This window comes from Endozoicomonas sp. ALD068 (assembly GCF_049310145.1).
Classification (GTDB): Bacteria; Pseudomonadota; Gammaproteobacteria; order Pseudomonadales; family Endozoicomonadaceae; genus Endozoicomonas_A.
In genome coordinates, this window is record NZ_JBLYNU010000004.1 from 4881786 (window position 1) to 4901931 (window position 20146).

Annotated in this window: 21 protein-coding genes and 1 pseudogene; 19 read left to right on the forward strand and 3 right to left on the reverse strand. The window is 48.3% G+C overall.

Going from position 1 to position 20146, the window contains the following annotated elements; translation table 11 throughout:
- The first annotated feature begins 143 nt into the window (after positions 1-143).
- Together ACO6V5_RS17815 and ACO6V5_RS17820 are read left to right on the forward strand one after the other, a co-directional pair.
- Complete coding sequence (locus tag ACO6V5_RS17815; protein WP_422411582.1) at positions 144-2498, forward strand: autotransporter domain-containing protein; 2355 nt, start codon at positions 144-146, stop codon at positions 2496-2498.
- A 160-nt stretch (positions 2499-2658) separates the two neighbouring features.
- Complete coding sequence (locus tag ACO6V5_RS17820) at positions 2659-3231, forward strand: BPSL1445 family SYLF domain-containing lipoprotein (RefSeq protein ID WP_422136433.1); 573 nt, start codon at positions 2659-2661, stop codon at positions 3229-3231.
- Here ACO6V5_RS17820 and ACO6V5_RS17825 read toward each other — a convergent pair.
- Positions 3212-4090: an SMP-30/gluconolactonase/LRE family protein gene (locus ACO6V5_RS17825; RefSeq protein ID WP_422136432.1), complete on the reverse strand. Its 879-nt coding sequence runs from the start codon at positions 4088-4090 to the stop codon at positions 3212-3214. The two genes, ACO6V5_RS17820 and ACO6V5_RS17825, sit on opposite strands and share 20 nt — an antisense overlap.
- Before the next feature lie 351 nt (positions 4091-4441).
- On the opposite strand from ACO6V5_RS17825, the gene alr reads away from it, so the two are divergent.
- Both alr and ACO6V5_RS17835 read left to right on the forward strand, forming a co-directional pair.
- Positions 4442-5539, forward strand: a complete 1098-nt coding sequence (alr, locus tag ACO6V5_RS17830) for an alanine racemase (RefSeq protein ID WP_422136431.1) — start codon at positions 4442-4444, stop codon at positions 5537-5539.
- A 254-nt stretch (positions 5540-5793) separates the two neighbouring features.
- Positions 5794-6282, forward strand: a complete 489-nt coding sequence (locus tag ACO6V5_RS17835) for a winged helix-turn-helix transcriptional regulator (RefSeq protein WP_422136430.1) — start codon at positions 5794-5796, stop codon at positions 6280-6282.
- On the opposite strand, the gene ACO6V5_RS17840 is transcribed toward ACO6V5_RS17835, so the two are convergent.
- Positions 6283-6639: a PilZ domain-containing protein gene (locus ACO6V5_RS17840; protein ID WP_422139607.1), complete on the reverse strand. Its 357-nt coding sequence runs from the start codon at positions 6637-6639 to the stop codon at positions 6283-6285.
- A gap of 502 nt (positions 6640-7141) precedes the next feature.
- On the opposite strand from ACO6V5_RS17840, the gene ACO6V5_RS17845 reads away from it, so the two are divergent.
- The 15 genes from ACO6V5_RS17845 (at position 7142) to ACO6V5_RS17915 (ending at position 19817) form a co-directional block, all read left to right on the forward strand.
- Positions 7142-7486, forward strand: coding sequence for a DMT family transporter (locus ACO6V5_RS17845; protein WP_422411586.1), 345 nt, complete (start codon positions 7142-7144; stop codon positions 7484-7486).
- 93 nt (positions 7487-7579) lie between these two features.
- A complete protein-coding gene (locus ACO6V5_RS17850) occupies positions 7580-8464 on the forward strand; it encodes a LysR substrate-binding domain-containing protein (RefSeq protein ID WP_422411588.1) in 885 nt (294 codons plus the stop codon).
- 106 nt (positions 8465-8570) lie between these two features.
- The gene (locus tag ACO6V5_RS17855; protein ID WP_422411590.1) at positions 8571-9455 is read left to right on the forward strand and encodes a carbohydrate ABC transporter permease; all 885 of its coding nucleotides are present in this window, start codon (positions 8571-8573) and stop codon (positions 9453-9455) included.
- Positions 9456-9465: 10 nt separating this feature from the next.
- Positions 9466-10386, forward strand: a complete 921-nt coding sequence (locus tag ACO6V5_RS17860; protein WP_422139605.1) for a carbohydrate ABC transporter permease — start codon at positions 9466-9468, stop codon at positions 10384-10386.
- A 6-nt stretch (positions 10387-10392) separates the two neighbouring features.
- The gene (locus ACO6V5_RS17865; RefSeq protein ID WP_422411592.1) at positions 10393-11673 is read left to right on the forward strand and encodes an extracellular solute-binding protein; all 1281 of its coding nucleotides are present in this window, start codon (positions 10393-10395) and stop codon (positions 11671-11673) included.
- A gap of 64 nt (positions 11674-11737) precedes the next feature.
- Positions 11738-13159 carry a CehA/McbA family metallohydrolase gene (locus tag ACO6V5_RS17870; RefSeq protein ID WP_422411594.1) on the forward strand — a complete coding sequence of 474 codons (1422 nt, stop codon included), beginning with the start codon at positions 11738-11740 and terminating at the stop codon, positions 13157-13159.
- Positions 13149-13883: an HAD family hydrolase gene (locus tag ACO6V5_RS17875; protein ID WP_422137061.1), complete on the forward strand. Its 735-nt coding sequence runs from the start codon at positions 13149-13151 to the stop codon at positions 13881-13883. Before ACO6V5_RS17870 ends, ACO6V5_RS17875 begins: the two co-directional genes overlap by 11 nt.
- 9 nt (positions 13884-13892) lie before the next feature.
- Complete coding sequence (locus ACO6V5_RS17880) at positions 13893-15020, forward strand: ABC transporter ATP-binding protein (RefSeq protein WP_422411596.1); 1128 nt, start codon at positions 13893-13895, stop codon at positions 15018-15020.
- 95 nt (positions 15021-15115) lie between these two features.
- Positions 15116-15760 (forward strand): transposase, encoded by a 645-nt coding sequence (locus tag ACO6V5_RS17885; RefSeq protein ID WP_422411598.1) that lies wholly within the window; start codon positions 15116-15118, stop codon positions 15758-15760.
- Positions 15761-15933: 173 nt separating this feature from the next.
- Positions 15934-16893, forward strand: a complete 960-nt coding sequence (locus ACO6V5_RS17890) for a DEAD/DEAH box helicase family protein (RefSeq protein WP_422411600.1) — start codon at positions 15934-15936, stop codon at positions 16891-16893.
- Between the two features lie 113 nt (positions 16894-17006).
- Positions 17007-18161 carry a helicase-related protein gene (locus ACO6V5_RS17895; RefSeq protein WP_422411602.1) on the forward strand — a complete coding sequence of 385 codons (1155 nt, stop codon included), beginning with the start codon at positions 17007-17009 and terminating at the stop codon, positions 18159-18161.
- 53 nt (positions 18162-18214) lie between these two features.
- Positions 18215-18514 carry a transposase gene (locus ACO6V5_RS17900; protein WP_422411604.1) on the forward strand — a complete coding sequence of 100 codons (300 nt, stop codon included), beginning with the start codon at positions 18215-18217 and terminating at the stop codon, positions 18512-18514.
- 11 nt (positions 18515-18525) lie between these two features.
- Positions 18526-19113 (forward strand): IS3 family transposase, encoded by a 588-nt coding sequence (locus ACO6V5_RS17905; protein WP_422137060.1) that lies wholly within the window; start codon positions 18526-18528, stop codon positions 19111-19113.
- A gap of 89 nt (positions 19114-19202) precedes the next feature.
- Positions 19203-19496, forward strand: a complete 294-nt coding sequence (locus tag ACO6V5_RS17910; RefSeq protein ID WP_422139598.1) for a type II toxin-antitoxin system RelE/ParE family toxin — start codon at positions 19203-19205, stop codon at positions 19494-19496.
- Positions 19497-19505: 9 nt separating this feature from the next.
- Complete coding sequence (locus tag ACO6V5_RS17915; protein ID WP_422136416.1) at positions 19506-19817, forward strand: HigA family addiction module antitoxin; 312 nt, start codon at positions 19506-19508, stop codon at positions 19815-19817.
- A gap of 61 nt (positions 19818-19878) precedes the next feature.
- On the opposite strand, the pseudogene ACO6V5_RS17920 reads toward ACO6V5_RS17915, so the two are convergent.
- A pseudogene (locus tag ACO6V5_RS17920) lies at positions 19879-20025 on the reverse strand (toxin-antitoxin system HicB family antitoxin); the annotation flags it as partial.
- Between the last annotated feature and the right edge of the window lie 121 nt (positions 20026-20146).

Below are 20146 nucleotides of genomic sequence, written 5' to 3' on the forward strand. Positions count from 1 at the left end.
TATCGACCTCCTGACCTGTCAATTGACCAAAGTCCGGTTTTTTTCTCTTCAGCCCTGAAGTATTCCCAGCCGTCTGCCGATAGTGGATTCAGCCGGATTTCAAATTTGAAAAAATCGCAGTCATCTACTGCAAGGAAGAAAGGATGAACAAGAGCCTGTTCAGGAAGAAGACTCTCGCTGCAGTGATTGCTGCAACAATTCCATTTGCCGCCACCCAGTCCAGCGCAGTGACAGAAATCACCAGTGACGGCGATAGTTACGCCGCCAGCGGGCTATTCGGTGCAGTAACACGCAATGTTAATGCTGATGCAACCGACACCAATGCATTCATTCTGGATGCTGACAACGGTACTTTCTACGTCCAGGGCTCGTTACTTCAGCCAGTCAATATCAATCTCGATAACCCGAATGGCGAAGCCATTCTGCTCTATCGCCAGGCTAATACCAGCTACGCCGTGAATATGCCTTCGCTCAGCGGCCTGTATGGTAAAGGTACAACCCACGGTATCCTGTTGAGTAACGGCGAAGCCAGCGTCATTCAAATCAATGTTGGAGAAACCAATCTGGGCGGCACTATTCAGGTAGAAGACGGAGATGCTTTCAGAATTGAAGAAGAGCTGTCGGGCATCGTCACCATAACCGGGACACTGCAAGGTAACACAGCCATCACAGCAGCAGAAGGTGGGAAGCTCGGAACAAATGCTACGATCTTAGTTAATGGCGGTGTACTGAAAACAAACGGAGATACTTCTATTGACTTCAGCGATGCCGGTGGAGCTCTTGTCATGGGGGTCGTTGACGGTACGGTAGAGGGCAAAGTGCTGGGTTATACCGGCTCCGGTGATATTCTGACGATAGGTGGTAACTCGACATTTGGTGGCGATATTGAGGATATTGAATCCATCTTGGTCGTAAGGTCAGATTCACACGTCGTCAGTTTCCGAGGTGATATCAAGAAGAATTCCGGCGCAACACACGTCAAAATCTCTGGTATTGCCAGCTTTGACAAACCCGGAGCACAGACCATTGATGGTGATCTGACTGTTTATTCAACAGGGGTCATTACAACAGAGCTGGGTACCGGCTCCGACGCCAATGCAGCTCTGATTGTCACCGGTACTGCCAATATTAACCCAGGTTCAACGCTGAAAATTGTTCCTACCCTGGAAGTCGTAGAAGCTGGTAACACCGTAGAAGATGCAAAAATTATTGAAGCCAACACCAGCCTGAATGCATCCGATCTGACGATTGAGCACTCTGTGTTGATTGATACTACCGAGGTCACACAGAACGGCAATGCTCTGACCACAGATCTGACACCAAGAACCCTCGAAGCACTGAAGAATCTGATTGCACAGGAAGGTGCCGGGGCCACCACTGAAGAAGCTCTGGCGGCTACGATGACAGTGATCACCCGGGACTCCACCAACTCCACGAGTTTCAATAACTTTTACCAGACCGTTTCCAATATTACTGATGTAAAGAAACTGGCTGAGTTCGCCAGAGAGAGTAAATTCAACAACTCTGACGCCGTCCAGATGACCAACGTAACGGCAGAAACCAAGGTTAAGACCAACGTTCTGGCCCACGTCAGGGCGGTTCAGGAAGATGACCTGTCTGACAGCGGACTGTCATACGGTGGCAGTTACACCAATCAGGGTTTCTGGTTGCAGGTTCTTGGCTCGGACGTCACTCAGGATGATCGCAGAAACGATGGTGGAGACAGACTTTTCGGTTTCGATGCCGATCTGAGTGGTCTGACACTGGGCGCAGAAACCACCATCAACGATGACTACCTGGTAGGAGCTGCATTCACTTTAGCCAATGCCGAAATAAACAAACACGACTCTAATGACAACACTACCATCAAAAACTACCAGGTCAGCCTCTACGGCTCCTGGGAGCAGGAGAACTGGTTCCTGGATGGTGTCATTAACATTGGTCGCAGTAACAACGAGCGTAGCCGTTATATCGATGGCTTTGTCGATGCGCCGATTACTTCGGACTATATCAGTCATCAGTACGGCCTGACCACCATGCTGGGCATGAACCAGAGCTTTGGTGAGATGAAGATAGTGCCAATGGTCGGTTTCAACTACACCATGGTCAAAAGTAAAGCCTTTAAGGAAGATGACAAGTATGCGACCGGTTTTGCCCTGAATGTGGACAGCCAGAAATATCAAAAGGTCGAGCTGGGTGCTGGCGTTGAAATCAGTCAGGCTTTCAAAGTCGACCAGGGTGAACTCGAACCTTCTCTGAAACTGATGGCCTGGCATGACTTTAAGGGTGATGTCGTAGAAACCACCACACGTTACGTGCTCGGTGGACCCGAGTTCACCTCAAAAGGGGCCGACGCTGTCAAGAACAGCTATCAGGCTTCAGCCAGTGTGACCTACCGTCGCAACGATAACATGAGCTTCGTTGTGGGTTATGAACTGAACCAGAGTTCAGATTACAAAGCTCAGAACTACTACCTGAGAATGAAGTACGACTTCTAACTTTGACGCTTTCGAGAGGACTCTGTTTCAGGGTGTTGTACTCTCGTTTTCCCTCTCTCCCTCCCTCCCGGTATTAAAGTCTTCAACCCACTCATTTATCTGGTACTATTCGCCCGGAAAAGCAGGTACTCTCGTTTTACATACCCTGCAAGATCCCACATTGACCAACACTATTTACCGGAATCGCACCGATATGGCTTCTCTCAGACACCTCCTGGTAACGGCTTTTATCCTTTTCTTGTCACTTTCTGCCCATGCTGCTTCCAGCACTGAACTCAATGCTACCGTCCATGAAGCGTTGAAAAATCTTTATGCACAGAGCAGTGCTGCAAAATCTCTGGGCAGCAGAGCGAAAGGAATCCTGGTCTTCCCCAAGGTACTGAAAGGCGGGCTGGTTGTGGGTGGTGAATACGGTGAAGGCGCACTTTTAAAGAATGGAGCAATACAGGACTATTACAATACCGTATCGGCCTCTATCGGTTTCCAGCTGGGCGCACAGGCTCGCTCCCAGATTGTCATGTTCATGACCAGCGAGGCTCTGAACAACTTCGTGAACAGCGAAGGTTGGGAAGCGGGTATCGATGGAAGTATTGCTATTGCTGAGTTTGGTGCCGGAGAAGGTATAGACACTAAAACCGCTAGAGCTCCCATCATTGGCTTTATCAGCAATAACAAGGGATTGATGTATAACCTGACTCTGGAAGGTTCCAAAATCACAAAAATTGAAAAGTAAAACCCTCGTCAGGTACTTCGGTGATTTCAACTCTACCCCGCTGATATTCGGTGATGTAAAGTCTTTTGCTACCTTTGCCACCGAAAACAACATCGGTGGGGCATGAGCCTCTGGTCACAATGGTTCGATGAATCTCGCCATCGGGAGTGACAGTGGCCACATGCCCCTGACCAAACATGGCCACATAAAGGTTACCCTCTTTGTCAAAAGAGATTCCATCGGGCCCCACAACCCGGCATGGGCCGGCAGTATCGGTGACCGACACAAACTGTTCACGGCTGCTAACCTCCAGTCTGTCTGTAAACGGATAACGATAGATATTCCCTGTTGCCGACTCACTGAGATAGAGCTTCCCATCAGGAGCAAAGGCAATACCATTGGCGAAACGAAACCCGTCATCAAGGCAATCCACCTGTTTACTGACGGGATCAATGCGAAACAATTTTCCCTGCATTGGCCCCTCCCAGACTTCCGGATCAGGCCCTTCCCGAGTGATCAGGTCAGCGACGCGGATACCAGAATCTGTCAGGTAAATGGCCCCTTCAGGCCCCAGAGTCATATCATTGGGCCAAAGAAAGGGGTTCTCACCGTCTCCGTAAAGTCTCTCCGCCAGTGAGCCATCGGGGTTGAGCCTGAGCAGAGATGGCTCACGGGTCTCGGCAACCCAGATACTGCCATCATGGTTGTCCTGTAAAATACCATTGGGCCTGTCGACCTGCGCAAAAACATGGCGGTGCTTTCCTGAGGCTGAAACCCGGGTCAGACGACCTCTCTCCTCACCGACTTCTGAAACAACTAAACTTCCGTCGTTTAATATCAAAGCGGACACTGGATACTCCAGCCCATCAACAAAAATCATACTGCCCCTCTTGAGTGTGACCGAAAAAACGCTACCTCTGACGGTCTAATGAAAAAATAGCTGCCATCGCAGGTGAATGTTCATTTGGAGAGACAGTTTAGATACAGATGACGACCAACTGTTTAGAACAATAAGAAACAAAATATAGGGAGAATTAGCTATAAAGGGTATTATTTAGTCACTAATAGAATTAATAAAAACACTTAAAGAGCAATAACTTATTAACTGATAGCATCCAGATAACTTTGAAAATGCAGCGCTATCAGACTCTGCTGCCATTTTCAGACTTCAGCCTGAGCTGTATTTTCGGCTCATGGCTGTTTGATTTGACTCGGGGGAAATGCGACTACTATGAGTCGTCCGGCCAGGGCCGTCATTCATCTTGACGCTCTAAAGCATAACTATCGATTGGCTAAATCACTGGCGGGCGGGGGCAATGTTCTGGCCGTTGTAAAAGCCGACGCTTATGGCCATGGTGCTATCAGATGTGCCCACTCCCTGTCAGAGGAAGCCGACGGGTTTGCAGTGGCCTGTATTGAAGAAGCCCTGGAGCTCAGGGCAGCCGGTATCAGAAACCGTCTGCTTATTCTCGAAGGATTCTTTGAACATTCCGAACTCACCAATATTGCCTCAGAAAATATTGACATTGTTGTACAAAGTCCGGAACAGGTAAAACAGCTTGAACAAACCCCACTGGAGAAGCCTGTCAGGGTCTGGCTGAAAATGGACTCCGGCATGCACAGAGTGGGTATTCTTCCCGGCGATTATCGCGATGCCTGGGCAAGGCTTGAGCAACTGCCCTGGATCGACGAGATTCTCATGATGACTCACCTTGCCTGTGCCGACGAAACTGACAATGGCTACACCCTGCAGCAGCTTGAAGTCTTTGAGCAACATACCCTTGGATTGCCGGGTAAAAGAAGCATTGCCAATTCGGCCGGTCTCATTCATTGTGCCGCTGCCAGGGCAGACTGGAGCCGCCCCGGTCTTATGCTTTACGGAGCCTCTCCTTTTGATCAGGCTCATAACATTGAATCCAGGCTCAAGCCTGTCATGGAGCTCCACTCAGCCATTATCAATATCAAGGAAATCCCTGCTGGCAGCCCGGTAGGCTATTCCGGTACCGCAGTGACCAACAAGACGACGCGTTTAGGCGTCATCGCCATGGGTTATGCCGATGGCTATCCCCTGGCTCCCAATGGTACGCCGGTACTCGTCAATGGTCAGCCAGTACCACTGACAGGTCGGGTCTCCATGGATATGTTAACGGTTGATTTGTCAGAAATAGGTGATGTGAACGTGGGAGATCCTGCTTTACTCTGGGGTAAAGACTTGTCGGTGAATGAAGTAGCACGACATGCGGGCACAATTCCCTATCAGCTGTTGTGTAATATAAACCGGTTTCCCATTTCGTACTCTCAGCAAGTTACCTGCAAAGAGAGAGTATGAATCCACCTGAAAAATTGTCCGATTGCCGGGAACGCTTTAATAACCAGCGCATCTGTCAAATCCTTTACATTGCAGAACCGTTTCAGCACTTGTATATTCTCTGCACGTGCCATACTCTTCTCAGTCCGTGACTGAAGCCTTCTTATGACGGTCAGGAGCCACGGGGAAAAAGGCGTCCCGGTGTACATCGACACCTGGAGCAATGCGGTAATTTATACCATGCCCAAAACTACCTGAATCAGACGATTGCTGAAATGAGAAGTCGAAAAGAAGTCGTCCGGCAACTGGACAGGATCGATCGTAATATTCTTCGCACACTCCAGGAAAACGGTCGAATTTCCTATGTGGATCTGGCAGATCGGGTGGGCTTGAGTACCACACCCTGCATGGAAAGGGTCAAACGCCTTGAGCGGGAAGGCATCATTCAGGGCTATAGTGCCCGGTTAAAACCCCAGTACCTTCAAGCAGGCTTGCTGGTGTATGTTGAAATCAGCCTCTATACCAAATCGGCCGATATCTTTGACGAGTTTCGACGGGCAGTTGTCGCTCTTCCAAACGTGCTGGAATGCCACCTGGTTTCCGGTAACTTTGACTACCTGATCAAGGCCCGTATTTCAGAAATGGCTTCTTACCGGGAGTTGCTGGGCGACATATTACTGAAGCTTCCGGGAGTGAGGGAATCCAAAAGCTACATTGTCATGGAAGAACTGAAAGAAACACTGAATCTCCCAATTCCTGACTAATCAGTAATCCCTGATAAAATAATTCAGGGCGACTGCATCCTGCTCTTCAATATCATGAAGCTGGAATCCAGCGGCAAAGTCCCTGCTGTGATCGCCCTGTTTATTACCAGACTGACACCAGACGCATTTGGCCACCAGTGTTACGTGGTGCGCTGTGTCATTAAGACCAGGCAGTACCATGGTAACATTCCTGACGTCTTCCAACCGAATGGGTTGATCCGTAGTAATACTGAACCCTCCTCTGGATACATCTTCCAAAACCCCCAGTAGTTGACCACTGTCATTGTCCACGACCTGGGCGGGCTCAGCCAGAACCTTGCGTGGATAGCGCCGCTTCTCAAGTACAGTATCCGTCATAACAACTCCTCTCTTTCATAAAGCGAAATTTCAAGATACCGACTTTTTAGCAAGATGACAAAATTCTGCTGCATTTGGCAACCCAATTCTGTTATAAGTTACCTTAAGTACTCTGCCATACGAAATCGAATATGTCTGGCTTATTGGGCAGGTGCTCTGCAAGGCGAAACGACGGGAACATAGCAAGCTATTTGACCAGAGTTGCAACGCAGTCAGAGTGCCTGAACAATAAGTCAGAAAATACGATTTCGTATGGTTGAGTACTTATATCCATCTGCCGGGACGCTGTGTATCAGACCGACTCAGATGGACCAGTAGAGTCAATCTATCAATTTTAATAAGCTCCAGATGGGGAATATTGCTGACATCTTATTACCCAGGGAGCCCTATATGGTCCGCCCCGTTTTACAAGAGCCTGTTTCGTTAATTTGCAAACAAAGATAACTGCAATTTTACAAGGCTCGCAGAATTCGGGAATTTGAAAGTTTAAATACGGCTTGATATGTTGCTATCCAATACGCCTGCTCTGACTTTGACCTTAGCGATTGTATTAGAGGTCTTTGCAACGTCCTGGTTGCCCAGAACCCATCAATTTACCGCCCCCATACCGACAACAGCGGTATTGATGGCCTATGGCCTGGCATTTTACCTGTTGTCGATTACGGTTCAAACCATGTCACTGGGTGTGGTTTATGCGATCTGGTGTGGTGCAGGTATTGTCTTGGTCGCAGCTTTGTCATGGCTGATATATGGGCAAAAGCTGGATATTTATGCATTGATTGGTATTGGCTTTATTCTAACCGGAACCGTTATCATTAATCTCTTCTCATCTTCTTTGAGTCATTAATCTTTCATCTGGGTGTCAAAATCTTGTAACCTGCCTGAAGTAGCTTGAATAAGCGCCTAACCAGGTACTTATTTATTTCAGTCAGGTGAATTCATGCTACCCCCACTAAGAGCCCTGGTGGCCTTTGAAGCAGTGGCCAGGCTTGGCTCTATTGGTGCCGCAGCGCGGGAATTGTGTGTAACACAAGCCGCAGTGAGCCAACAGCTCAAGAGTCTGGAAGCATTTCTTGATACCACATTGTTTGAACGAACCAGGAGAGGCGTCAAGCTCACCTCTTCGGCACTGCAATATCAACCCATAGTCTCTGGCTCTCTGGCTCATTTAAAGTTGCAGACTCAGCTTCTTTTTGGTGAGCCAAAAGCGGATGTGTTGAGGCTGAGAGCCAATCAAACATTTTGCCACAACTGGTTACTCCCCCGATTAGACAGCTTTTATCAGAAATACCCTTTCATTCGCCTCGATATCCAACTCGTGGACTGGCCTTCCACAACTCCTTGTCAAAATGTTGATATAGAGCTTACTAACGGCAAAGTAGATAGCGAAGAAACGCATGCAGAAAAACTGTTTCAGGAACACTGGCAGTTGGTATGCAGTCCGCAATTCAAACGAGATTATCAACAATCATTAAAAGATGAAGACTTCTCTCAATTACCTGCGGTACAGGTTAAGGGCTATCAGGAGAACTGGCTGCAGTGGCTGAGCCACAATCAAATTGAGACCACCTTACCCAGAGTGCAATTGGAAATCAGCAACTCACTCCATGCTCTGGAAGCAGTAAAGCACGGCGTTGGGGTTATGTTAGTTCGCTCACTGGCAGCATCCGAGTTACTAAACAAAAACGAAATTGTGCTGGCACATCAAGCGTCAATGCCTGCGGAGTCTGGCCACTATATGATTACTAACAATAATCGCAACGCAAAGGTGAATTTCTTCTGTGACTGGCTGCACCATCAGATTAAAAGGGATGGCCTTATCTAAAGATTTTCTTATGAGCACCCATAAAAAAAATGAGGTGCTTTTCAACATAATTGTCATATATCCCGTTTAAATTATCGACAATTATTAAAAGTGCCAGGGTTAAGCCATGCGTACCTTCTCTCAACATTTTTCGAACCGGTTAAAGGTGCTGTTTTTTACTGCACCTTTACTGATACCGCTCGTAACGTTCTGGTTGGTGCCATTTGGTTACTCCGTCTATATCAGCTTTACCGATTGGGACTACATTTCGCCAGAATACAATTTCGTTGGTCTGGAGAATTACCAGTATATCGTAGAGGACTTTGAGTTCACTCAAGCTTTACTCAATACCTTTTGGTTCTCGCTCGCTGTGGTCATTCCTACCTTTGTGCTTGGTCTTGTGTTTGCTTTGCTGTTACACCGCAATTTTGTCGGCAGTCAGTTTTATCGAGCGGTGATCTTTTCTCCGTGGATTACCCCGACGGTTGCTGTCTCCATCGTCTGGTCCTGGGTCTTTGAGTCTAAATCGGGCCTTGCGAATCAACTTTTAATGTCTATGGGCTTTGACAAAATCCCGTGGCTGGAACAAGGGGATACCGCTATGGTGGCCGTGGTCATCGTGACTATCTGGCAAGCTATTGGCTGGACAATGCTGTTTTACATCAGCGCCTTAAATAAGATTCCCGAATCTTTATATGAAGCCTCTTTAATTGACGGATGCAGTCGTCTGACCCGTTTTCTGAGGATAACACTACCACTGGTTTCACCGACCACATTTTTTCTGGTGGTGGTCAATATCATCACGGCTGTGCAGGCATTCGATCAGTTTCAGATTCTGACTCAGGGTGGCCCCGGCGGGGAAACACGGACCTTGTTGTATCTTTTCTATCAACAGGCATTTGAGCGGTATGAAATGGGCCCGGCAGCAGCAACCTCGCTGGTCATTTTAGCGATCACAGGTTTGCTTGCCCTGATCAATACCTGCATCGGTAAGCGCTGGGTTTACTACTAAGGACAGGGTTATGACGACACAAGCTATTGATAGTTCAATCACGTTAGGTCAGATAAAAGCCGTTAGCCGTAAGAGAATTGCCATTAAAGAACGTTTAGTGGCAAGACAGGCTTTTCTTGCGCTGGCTAAGCATATTTTTCTGATGGCCTGCGGAACCATGATGGTGTTTCCATTCTTATGGATGATATCGGGCTCTTTGAAGTCGAATGATGAAATTTTTTCCAGCCCACTTAATTTAATCCCGGAGACATTCCGTTGGGAAACATTTGTTGAAACATTCCACAGTGCGCCATTTGGTTTGTACATCTTTAACAGTTTTAGTGTGGCGTTATTGACAACTCTGCTGGTGATCATCAACTCAGCCATGTTTGCCTATGCACTGACTCAACTGAGATTCCGCTCCAAAACTGTGCTCTACTTCGTTGTGATGGGTTGCTACATGTTGCCCGGTGCGGTGACCTATATTCCCTCCTACATCACGCTGGCCAGACTGGGTTTGCTCGACTCTCACACTGGATTGGTTATCTCTAATGCGGCCTCTGTTTTTGGTGTTTTCTACCTTCGTCAGGTGTTTATAAAAATACACCCTTCACTGATCGAAGCGGCACGCATTGACGGAGCTGGAGAATTCAGGATTTTGTGGGCCATTATGCTTCCCCAGTGTCGGGCTGCGGTTGCCACATTGTTCCTTATTACGTTCATCACTAACTACAACAGTTACATGTGGCCAAGCCTGGTGATTACTTCACAAGAGTTGAACCTGATCGCAACGGGTATTCGCCAATATTTTATCGCTGAAGGTAACTACGGCTTGAATTGGTCGCAGATTATGGCTGCGAGCACAATTGCTGTGTTGCCTTTATTGATTCTATTCGTCGTGTGTCAAAAGACGATTCTTTCAGGCATCGCCGATAACGGCGTAAAAGAGTAAACGGACATGAAACTGAACAGTCTCGCACTTATGCTTACCGGCGCAGTGAGTGCGTCTTTATTCTCAGGCAGTGTACTGGCAAAAACCGAAGTGGACTTCTGGTATTCAGGCGGTACAAAGCCTCAGAAAATGATGACTGAACTTATTACAGAGTTCAACGCGAGTCAGGATGAATATGTGATTAAACCTGCTCTGCAGGGAAATTACACCGAGACTTACCAGAAACTTCAGGCAGGTTTAGCGTCAAAAACTGCGCCAGAGTTAGTACTTTTGGACCCGGTTTACGCTGATGCCATGCGACAGCGTGGTTTAAGCCGTGACTTGAATACTTACATGGATGCACAATTCAACTTTGATGACTTTGTCACTGCCTTTAGAGACCAGGTAACGGCAGAAGATGGGCAAGTATTTGGTTTACCCGCTTACGGCACCACACAGGTTTTCTATTACAACAAACAAGTGTTGGCAGAGAATGGCTTTAAAGAAGAGGATTTAAACACCTGGCAAGGTGTTGCAAAAGTTGCAGAAAAAGTGACTAAGCGTGACGAGAAAGGCAACACAGTGTTTTACGGCTGGGAACCAATGTGGGGCGCTGATAATTTGATCGATGCCGCTTTTTCTAACGGCGCCCGTGTGATCAGTAATGATGGCAAGAAGGTGCTGATCGATTCACAGGAGTGGGTTGAGGTTTGGGATAGTTTCCGCACGTGGATTCATGATGATGAAATCATGCGTATTCACTACGGTGGTCAGGGCTGGGAATACTGGTATAAGACCATTGACGACGTGATGAAAGACCAAGCGCTGGGCTATACCGGTTCTTCAGGTGATCAGGGTGATCTGGATTTCACTAAATTGGCAGCGACCACTCAGCCTGGTTGGGGGTCGCATCCTCCGGCTCCTCAGGCAGGAGCACTTATTTACGTGATGCCTGAAGGAACCGATGAAAAAGCGGCTCAAGGGGCGTTTGAATTTATGGAGTTTTACACAAGTGCCGAAAAAACCGCCGCCTGGTCAATGTTCACAGGCTACATCCCGGTTCGCATGAGTGCAGCGGATGTCGCTGAGTACAAGTTGTTTACAGAGAAGAATCCACAAGCTCTGATTCCGTTGAAGCAAGCCAGCTCAGCAAGCCCTGACTTTCTTGATCCAACCAACGGCAAGATTATGGATGCGCTGAGAGTGGCTGCTGACCAAATTCAAATCCAAAACGTTCCTGCTGAGAAAGCACTTAAACAGGCAGCAAAAAAAGCGCAGCGGGCGTTAGATAGAGTGAACCGCTCTTAATGCCTTTCGAGCCCGTTTCAAACGGGCTCTCATTTCTAAAGAAACGGATTAATCACCGGACGCTATGACTGAATTTCAGGGTGAGCTGACCTTTGGCCGAACTCGTCTGCCATTTAAGGTACCGAACGGAACCTTATCGGTAAATATCACCGGTTCAACGGTTACTAAAAGGTTTTTGTATGCCGCTGTCTACGATGCAAAGGACCAATATCGTGGCAAAATACTGTTTGAAAAACCTGACAAGTCATTGTGTGTCAAACCTGAACGCTCCGGGTTTGGTGCGATTGATGGCGATGTTATGGAAGGGGAATGGTATCTCAATCTGTACAATCTGGATGCTGAGTTTAAACCCAAGCGTGCCATAGAATATCGTATCCGGGTTGACTTCAATCAGGAGCAAAAACATGAAGACCTTCTCACCGAAGATGTTGTCGGGACTGACCACAATATCCACTTTGATTACAGCAGACTGATTAAATCTGAATCACGCTGGTATCGTGGTGATCTTCATGCTCACACCAGACTTTCTGATGGTCATAACAGTCTCTCTGCGGCAAAGCAGATTGTGGAGTCTCAAGAGCTCGATTTCTTTTTCTTCACCGAACACAACATTTGCCAGCCAAGACTGCCTGTCTCAGACTCATGTCTTTTCTTGCCCGGCATCGAGGTGACCACTGACCTGGGACACTTTAATGTTCACGGGCCGCAATCCATATTGGATCTCAGAAGTGTCGAGCTTAGCAACCAAAAGGTTATCGAAACAGGTCTGCAACTCGCCCGCGAGGGCCAGAGCTCAATCAGCATTAATCACCCGATGATGAAACCATGGCATTGGCAATATTCGCCGCTTTTACTTGTGAAGATCTCAACCTTTGAAGTCTGTTGCGATCCCACCTGGCCAACATCGCCGCAAGCCACAGAGTCTGCACTGCGGGTGCTCAATGAAATGTGGAATTGCGGTCATCGGGTGGCTGCCATAGGTGGAAGTGACTCACATCTCGAGCCACATGAGCGCAACCCCAAAGCGACGGAGCCGTCGATATATGGCGACCCTTCTACCTTTGTCTTCAGCCAGGGTTTGAGTGGTGAGGGCATCTTGTCCGGTTTGCGCAACGGTCAGGTCTACATAGAGCGACGATGCGGCCTTTCGTTTGATATCAACAACCATCAACTCTTGCCGGGGGCTGACAGCTCGGGCGAGCCTCTGAGCTACCGAATAGCTGTACAAGATACTCAGTTGAGTTATCTCGCTGAGTGCATTGTCGATGGCGAATTGGTTGCCAACGTCATGCTGGGTACAGAGCCGAAAACGATTAAGGTCGATTCCGATTATCACTGGTGTCGAGTTGATATTCGCAGAGCCCGGACCCGGGAATTCGAAGGCTGTATCAACGCTGTTTATAACGGTACCAAACCTACTTTTAAAACCCCGAAAGTGCATAGTTGGGGAGAGCTGATAGAGCGATTAAATAGTGATGAAGTATAGAGCACTATTGTTTGATAAAGATGGCACACTATTGGAATTCCACAATATGTGGCTAAAGGTTTCATGCAGCGCCTGTCATCGAGTAAAAAAATATAGCGACGAGAGACAAGGTCATCAAAATGTCACTGAGACCGGGTTACTCTCGGCGATTGGCGTTGAGGGAGACAAAGTCGACAATCATGGCCTGCTCGCTTCTAACCCTGTTGAAGACACCGCTGCTGCATGGTTTGAAATGCTCAACCCTCAGGTAACACTGACAGAATTCACCAGAGTGACGAAAAGCGCTTTTAATCAGGAGGTTGCAGAAAATCCTGAATGGATCGAAGCCTTACCCGGAGTGGCAGACAGGCTCACTTCTCTCAGGCAACAAGGGATGATTTTAGGCATTGCAACAGCGGACACCAAAGATTCGACACTCTATACGCTGGAACAATCAGGCCTGAAGGAGTTGTTTGATTATATTGGCTACAGTGACGGGGATATAGAACCCAAACCAGGTCCCGCGCTTCTCCATGCGTTTTGTCAGCAATGTGGAGTTGAACCCCACGAGGTCATCATGTTCGGAGATACGGTGTCGGATATGGAATTCGCTACCAATGCCGGGGCAAAGAAAATTGGTGTCCTGACAGGGACTGCTTCAGCGAGCGAGTTGGAACCTGTGGCGGATCTTGTTATTCCATCGGTGGCTCAGTTTGACCCATACGCACTTAATGAATTGACTTGAGGATGAGAAATGGCTGAAGTCACACTGAAAGGGGTAGAAAAAACCTATCCGAATGGTTTTAAAGCGGTACATGGTGTCGACCTCAACATTCGTGAAGGTGAGTTCATGGTGTTTGTGGGCCCCTCTGGCTGCGCAAAATCAACCACGCTGAGAATGATTGCGGGCCTGGAAGATATCTCTGAGGGCGATGTGTACATTGGTGATAGGCGAGTGAATGATTTGCCTCCAAAAGATCGCGGTATCTCGATGGTTTTCCAAAACTACGCTCTTTATCCTCACATGACCGTGTATGAAAATATGGCCTTTGGGTTGAAGCAGCAAAAGCTGGCAAAAGCCGAAATAGAAAAGCGTATTGCAGAAGCGGCAAAGACACTCGAAATTGGGCATCTACTGCAAAATAAACCCGGTGAAATGTCCGGTGGACAGAGACAGCGCGTTGCACTGGGCCGTGCCATGGTCCGCAAGCCGGTTGTTTTTCTCTTCGATGAACCGCTTTCAAATCTGGATGCCAAACTCAGAGTCTCAACCCGGGTCAGTATTGCTCGGCTGCATAATAATCTTAAAGCGGAAGGGCAAAATGCAACCATGATTTATGTTACCCATGATCAGGTGGAAGCCATGACACTGGGCGACAGAATCTGTGTACTTAACCAGGGCCAGATCATGCAGGTCGATACGCCAATGAACCTCTATCAATACCCTGCTAATAAGTTTGTTGCCGGCTTTATTGGTTCTCCGGCGATGAATATCATTAAGGTGCTTATTGATGAAGTCGATGACGTAATGAGTGTGGTTACAGAGAGTGGGCATCGCTGGGAGTTGCCGCAACATAAGCAGAACCTGGCCAGACAGAGAGCAGGTAAGTGGGTCTGGTTTGGTATTCGCCCTGAGCATATTCAGTTAGCCAACGATGCTACAAACACCTCAGACGTCAACACCCAACGCCACAAAATTGATGTAGTGGAGTCAATGGGTAATGAGCTTTACCTCTATTTTCAGTTGGGAGGTGACAAGATGATATCAAGGATACCCTTCGACGCAGACAAAGTGTTAGCCAATGGTGACTCTGCGTTGTTGAAATTCACAGTCTCTCAATGCCACTTGTTCGATTGGGATACTGAAGAAGCTTTAGGCTAGGGATATCTCATAAATATGAGCAGGTTCCGCCCAATCACCTTACATGATTGAGTCGACCAAAAATAAGCTTCGGAAGAAGCAAACCGGAACCTGCCATGGCAAAACATACACAAGAAACTCTTCGTTTTCACTCTGTTAATGGTAAAACTGTCAGAGTTGATTTTAACGGAGGGGAGTTGTCTTCTGATTTTGGCACACTGCTGCTTCGTGAAATAGCCATCCGTAGTGAGCTAATCCCCAGGCTCGTCAAGGCAATCCAGGAAAAACGACATCAATCCTATATTGACCATTCCATACAGGATCTTCTGACACAAAGAGTGCTGCAAATGGCCTGCGGTTATGAGGATGCCAACAACAGCAACCATTTGCGTAAAGACCCCATGTTCAAGTTGGCTGTCGGTCGTAGCCCTCTGAATACCGCGACCGAGCCCCTCATTTATCGCCGCATACCCCCCTGCATGAGCAGGCATCCATATCTTATTTCTGGCGTTATCCCTTGCGATCTTTTGTCCGATCACTGCATCGAAATTTGCAGGGCTGGCGCAAGCACTCTCACCAGTAAAGTAACCGTGAAACCATTTTTCAACGTCATACAGCAAACTGTCAGACACGAACCTTCAAAAACATGGAACTGCGTTTTTGCGATAGCGGAGTCAATCAGTTCAGGAGTCAGGCGAGGTCCATTTCGGGTCTTAATCAAGAACTCTCATGCACGCCGATATAAAGGCTCGATTTTATAAACACTACTCGATGCTTATGTACGACATTACTCTAATAATAATCTGTATCATCACCTATTCAAGAGGTCTGCAGCGTCTGATATCCGAACGATTGCTCGTGTTGACACACAACCTGTTTCTGTAGCATATAAACGACGATTGCAACCATTTTACAATTACATAAGGAAATGAAAGTGAATACTCTACAGGCCCTGCTAGACGAATTTACCGAAGCAACCCGCAACAACCGCGATAAGGGCACGCAGTTTGAAAAGCTGATTGCGAACTATCTGATGACTGACCCGCAATACGCTGACCGGCTTTCGGATGTCTGGTTATGGGGAGAGTGGCCGTATCGCTGGGGAAGTGATAACGGTATTGATCTGGTCGCCCGTGAGCGTGGTACGGGGGAATACTGGGCGATTCAGTGCAAATTCTTCGATCCGGCAAACACGCTTGACAAGGGCGGCATTGACACATTCCTGGCCGCATCAGGAAAGCAATTCAGCACCACGGATGGCGCATTCAGTTTTACAACACGACTGATCGTATCCACCACCGAGAAGTGGTCATCCAAGGCAAATAAAACCCTCGAAGCGCAAACCGTCCCTGTAAGCCGCCTGTTCTTCAAAGACCTGGCCGACAGCCCAATCGACTGGAGTCAGTTCAGCCTCAGCAATATCAAGGACATCAAGCTCAAGAAAAAGCACGAACCCCGTGAGCACCAGCGTGAAGCCATCGACGCAGTAAAGAAAGGCTTTGAACAGCACAGCCGGGGTAAAATGATCATGGCGTGCGGTACGGGTAAAACCTTCACCGCCCTGCGCCTGATGGAAGAAGTTACGCCAGAGAAAGGCCGAATACTCTTTCTGGCTCCGTCCATCTCGCTGGTAGCGCAGTCATTGCGGGAATGGACCGCCCAGGGTGTCAGCCCAATCAATGCCTTCGTCGTCTGTTCTGACTCAAAGGTGGGTAAAGATGAAGAAGACATCAGCCTGCATGACCTGGCCTACCCCGCCACCACCGATGCAAAGAAACTGGCTGACGCAGCAAAAGTGGTCAGTAGAGACCGGCGCACCATTGTTTTCTCCACCTATCAGTCTATTCAGGTGGTCAGCGACGCCCAAAACAGGGTCTTGGCGACTTTGACCTGATTATCTGCGATGAGGCGCATCGTACTACCGGCCTTACCCTGAAAGGTCAAGACTACTCCGAGTTCGTCAAAGTTCACCAGAATCATATCGTCAAGGCGGACAAGCGGGTTTATATGACCGCTACGCCTCGAATATACGCCGACAAATCGAAAAGCAAGGCCAACGAAGCTGATGCCGTGCTGTTCTCAATGGACGATAAAGACCTCTACGGCCCGGAACTTTATCGCCTCGGGTTCGGCAAAGCCGTTGAGAAAGACCTGCTGACCGAATACAAGGTGCTGATCGTCGCCGTTGAAGAAGAGAAGATGGCGAATCTGGTCAACAACTATAACGCCTTCAAAGTCGCCGACGACAAAGCCATTGATATGAAGTTGGCCACCAAAATCATCGGCAGCTGGAAAGGTCTCTCGAAGCAGGGGTTGGTGATGGTCGACGAAGCAGGCGAGCAGGAAGACATGACGGAAGACACTGCTCCGATGCGTCGGGCAGTGGCGTTCTCCCGCTCAATCAAAGATTCGAAGCAGACCACCGACATATTCGCAAAGCTGGTCGAGACTTACCAGAACTCCTACCGCAACGTCGACAACTCAATGGTCAATTGCGAACTCGACCATGTGGATGGCGGCATGAATGCCCATGTGCGGCAGGAAAAGCTCGGCTGGCTGAAAGATGACATATCAGAAGGTGACTGCCGTATTCTTTCCAACGCCCGATGCCTGTCAGAAGGGATCGACGTGCCCTCTCTGGACTCGGTGATCTTCTTTGATACCCGTGAATCCATTGTCGATATTGTTCAATCGGTCGGACGTGTCATGCGTAAAGACCCCGCAGGCAAAAAGCAGTACGGCTACATCATTCTGCCGGTCTGTATGCCGTCTGAGCGGGTCAAGGATTACAACAGCTTCATCGACAGCGACCCGCAGTTCAAGGGCATCTGGAAGGTTATCAAGGCACTGCGTGCCCATGATGAATCGTTGGTGGACGAAGCTGAGTTTCGTAAGAAAATACAGGTCGTTACTGGTGAGACCGGCGGTGGTGATGGAGAAGGAGGTGATGGTGGTGACAACCTCGACCTGCCGCTGGACATCCCGAACCTGCCCTTCGACGAAGTCAACGAAGCCGTTTATGCCGCCATTCCGAAAAAGCTGGGCGACCGGGAATACTGGAGCGAGTGGGCGAAAGACATCGGCAAAACCGCAGAGAGTCTGATTGCCCGTATTAAGGCGCTGATCAAAACCGACAAGTCACTGGCAAGTGAAGTGGTCTAATGACACCGGACACCTCGTTAAGCACAATAGTGCAACCAGTAACGAGGTTCATAATGGCAACGCGAAAACATTATTCTCAGGAATTCAAACTCAAAGCTGTAAAACTGGTTACTGAACAAGCTCAGTCGCCTACAGCAGTCGCCAGAAGTCTAGGAATTTGTGCGACTAACCTCCGTCGTTGGGTTCGACTCAGTGAAGAGAAGAAAGAGCTGGCTTTCCCCGGCAAAGGCCATCAGGCCCTGACGACTGAACAGCAGAGAATCAAAGAGCTTGAAGCTGAAAACAAACAGCTGAAAATGGAACAGGAAATCTTAAAAAAAACCATGGCCTTCTTTGCGAAAGACCAGCTGTAAGATACGCCTTCATACAGCGGGAGAGGAAGGCCTATCCTGTCGTAACGCTATGCAAAGCACTAAAAGTTAGTCGCAGTAGCTTCTACGAATGGAATAAACAACAGGCAAAAAATCAACAGATTGACCCGGAGATGTTTCGCCTGGAGGCAGATGCCCGAGAGATTTTTGCTCAATCAGGTGACTCTTATGGAAGTCGTCGAATGGCGAAAGCCCTGCGTTCAAAAGGTTACAGCATAGGGCGTTATCAGGCCAAAACCCTGATGCAACGGCTTGGCCTGCGGGTTCGGGTGGTCAAAAAATTCAAGGTGACAACCAACAGCAAACACAAACTGCCAGTGGCGGCAAACCTTTTGAATCGTGAGTTTTCAGTTTCAGCACCCGACAGAGTATACGTAGCTGATATCAGCTACCTCTGGACTCGTGAAGGCTGGGTTTATCTGGCGGCTGTCGTTGATCTGTTTTCGCGGAAAGTCGTCGGTTGGTCGATGAGTAACCGTATGACGACAGAGCTGCCCCTGGAAGCTTTGAGAATGGCTTACTGGGGCAGAAAGCCTGGAGATGGTGTGACAAAATTTAGAGGCCACCCACAATGTGGATAGTGCATCCTGCGAGTCAAGAGTGTGCCACTACACACTCAACCCAACAACATCGAACACTTTGGCATGGTATCCGTGCTACCATGTAATCCATGATCGCTTCTTTCAAAGACAAGGCTACAGCAGATATTTTTAACGGTAAGGCTTCCCGCCTGGCTCGCAAAGTCTGTCCCCAGTCGCTTTGGCGAATCGCTGCAAGAAAGCTCGATCAGCTGGATTCTGTGCTAATCCTGGATGAACTCAAGGTTCCACCGGGTAACTGTCTTGAGGCCTTGACCCGAGACCGGAAAGGGCAACACAGTATCAGGATTAATGACCAGTATCGAATCTGCTTCCGGTGGGGCAACAATGGTCCGGAAAATGTTGAAGTCACCGATTACCACTAGGAGCAACGGATGACCAGAGTGCCTGAAAGCCGACCACCTACCCATCCCGGCGAAATGTTGCTGGAAGAGTTCCTGATGCCTATGAATATTTCACAAAGGGAGTTAGCGGACGCCATTCACGTGCCTTATCAGCGAGTGAATGAATTGGTCAATAAAAAGCGTGGGATCACACCCAGTACAGCGTTGAGGCTAGCCCGTTTTTTCGGAATGTCACCAGACTTCTGGTTGAGTCTGCAGGTTCGCTGGGATTTATATAACGTTCAAACTGCAGAAAAAAGCGACCTTGAAAAAATACAGGTATTCCAGCAGAAAACGGCCTGACTCGATTTTCTGAAGTCAACTCCCTCAGCCAAAACAAGCAGAATTTTGCTCTCATGGAATCTCAATGACACCAATCACTGGTGGCAGCGCAAAAGCCTGAAGAATAGCTAAGGATATTGACTATGTGCTGGTTCAGGCTCACCCCCTCCTGCTTTGCACCTTCTGCAAGGTTGCGATGAAGGTTTTTTGCCAGTCGCAGTGTTACTCTGCCACTGAAGTCGTCTGTAAGCTCATCAAGGAGAAAGCATTACCTTACTCTTTTCGGCAAAGATCTCTGCGGTAATTTCTATAGTGTCAATCGCCAGGGCGTAGGCCTCTTCGGCAGTATC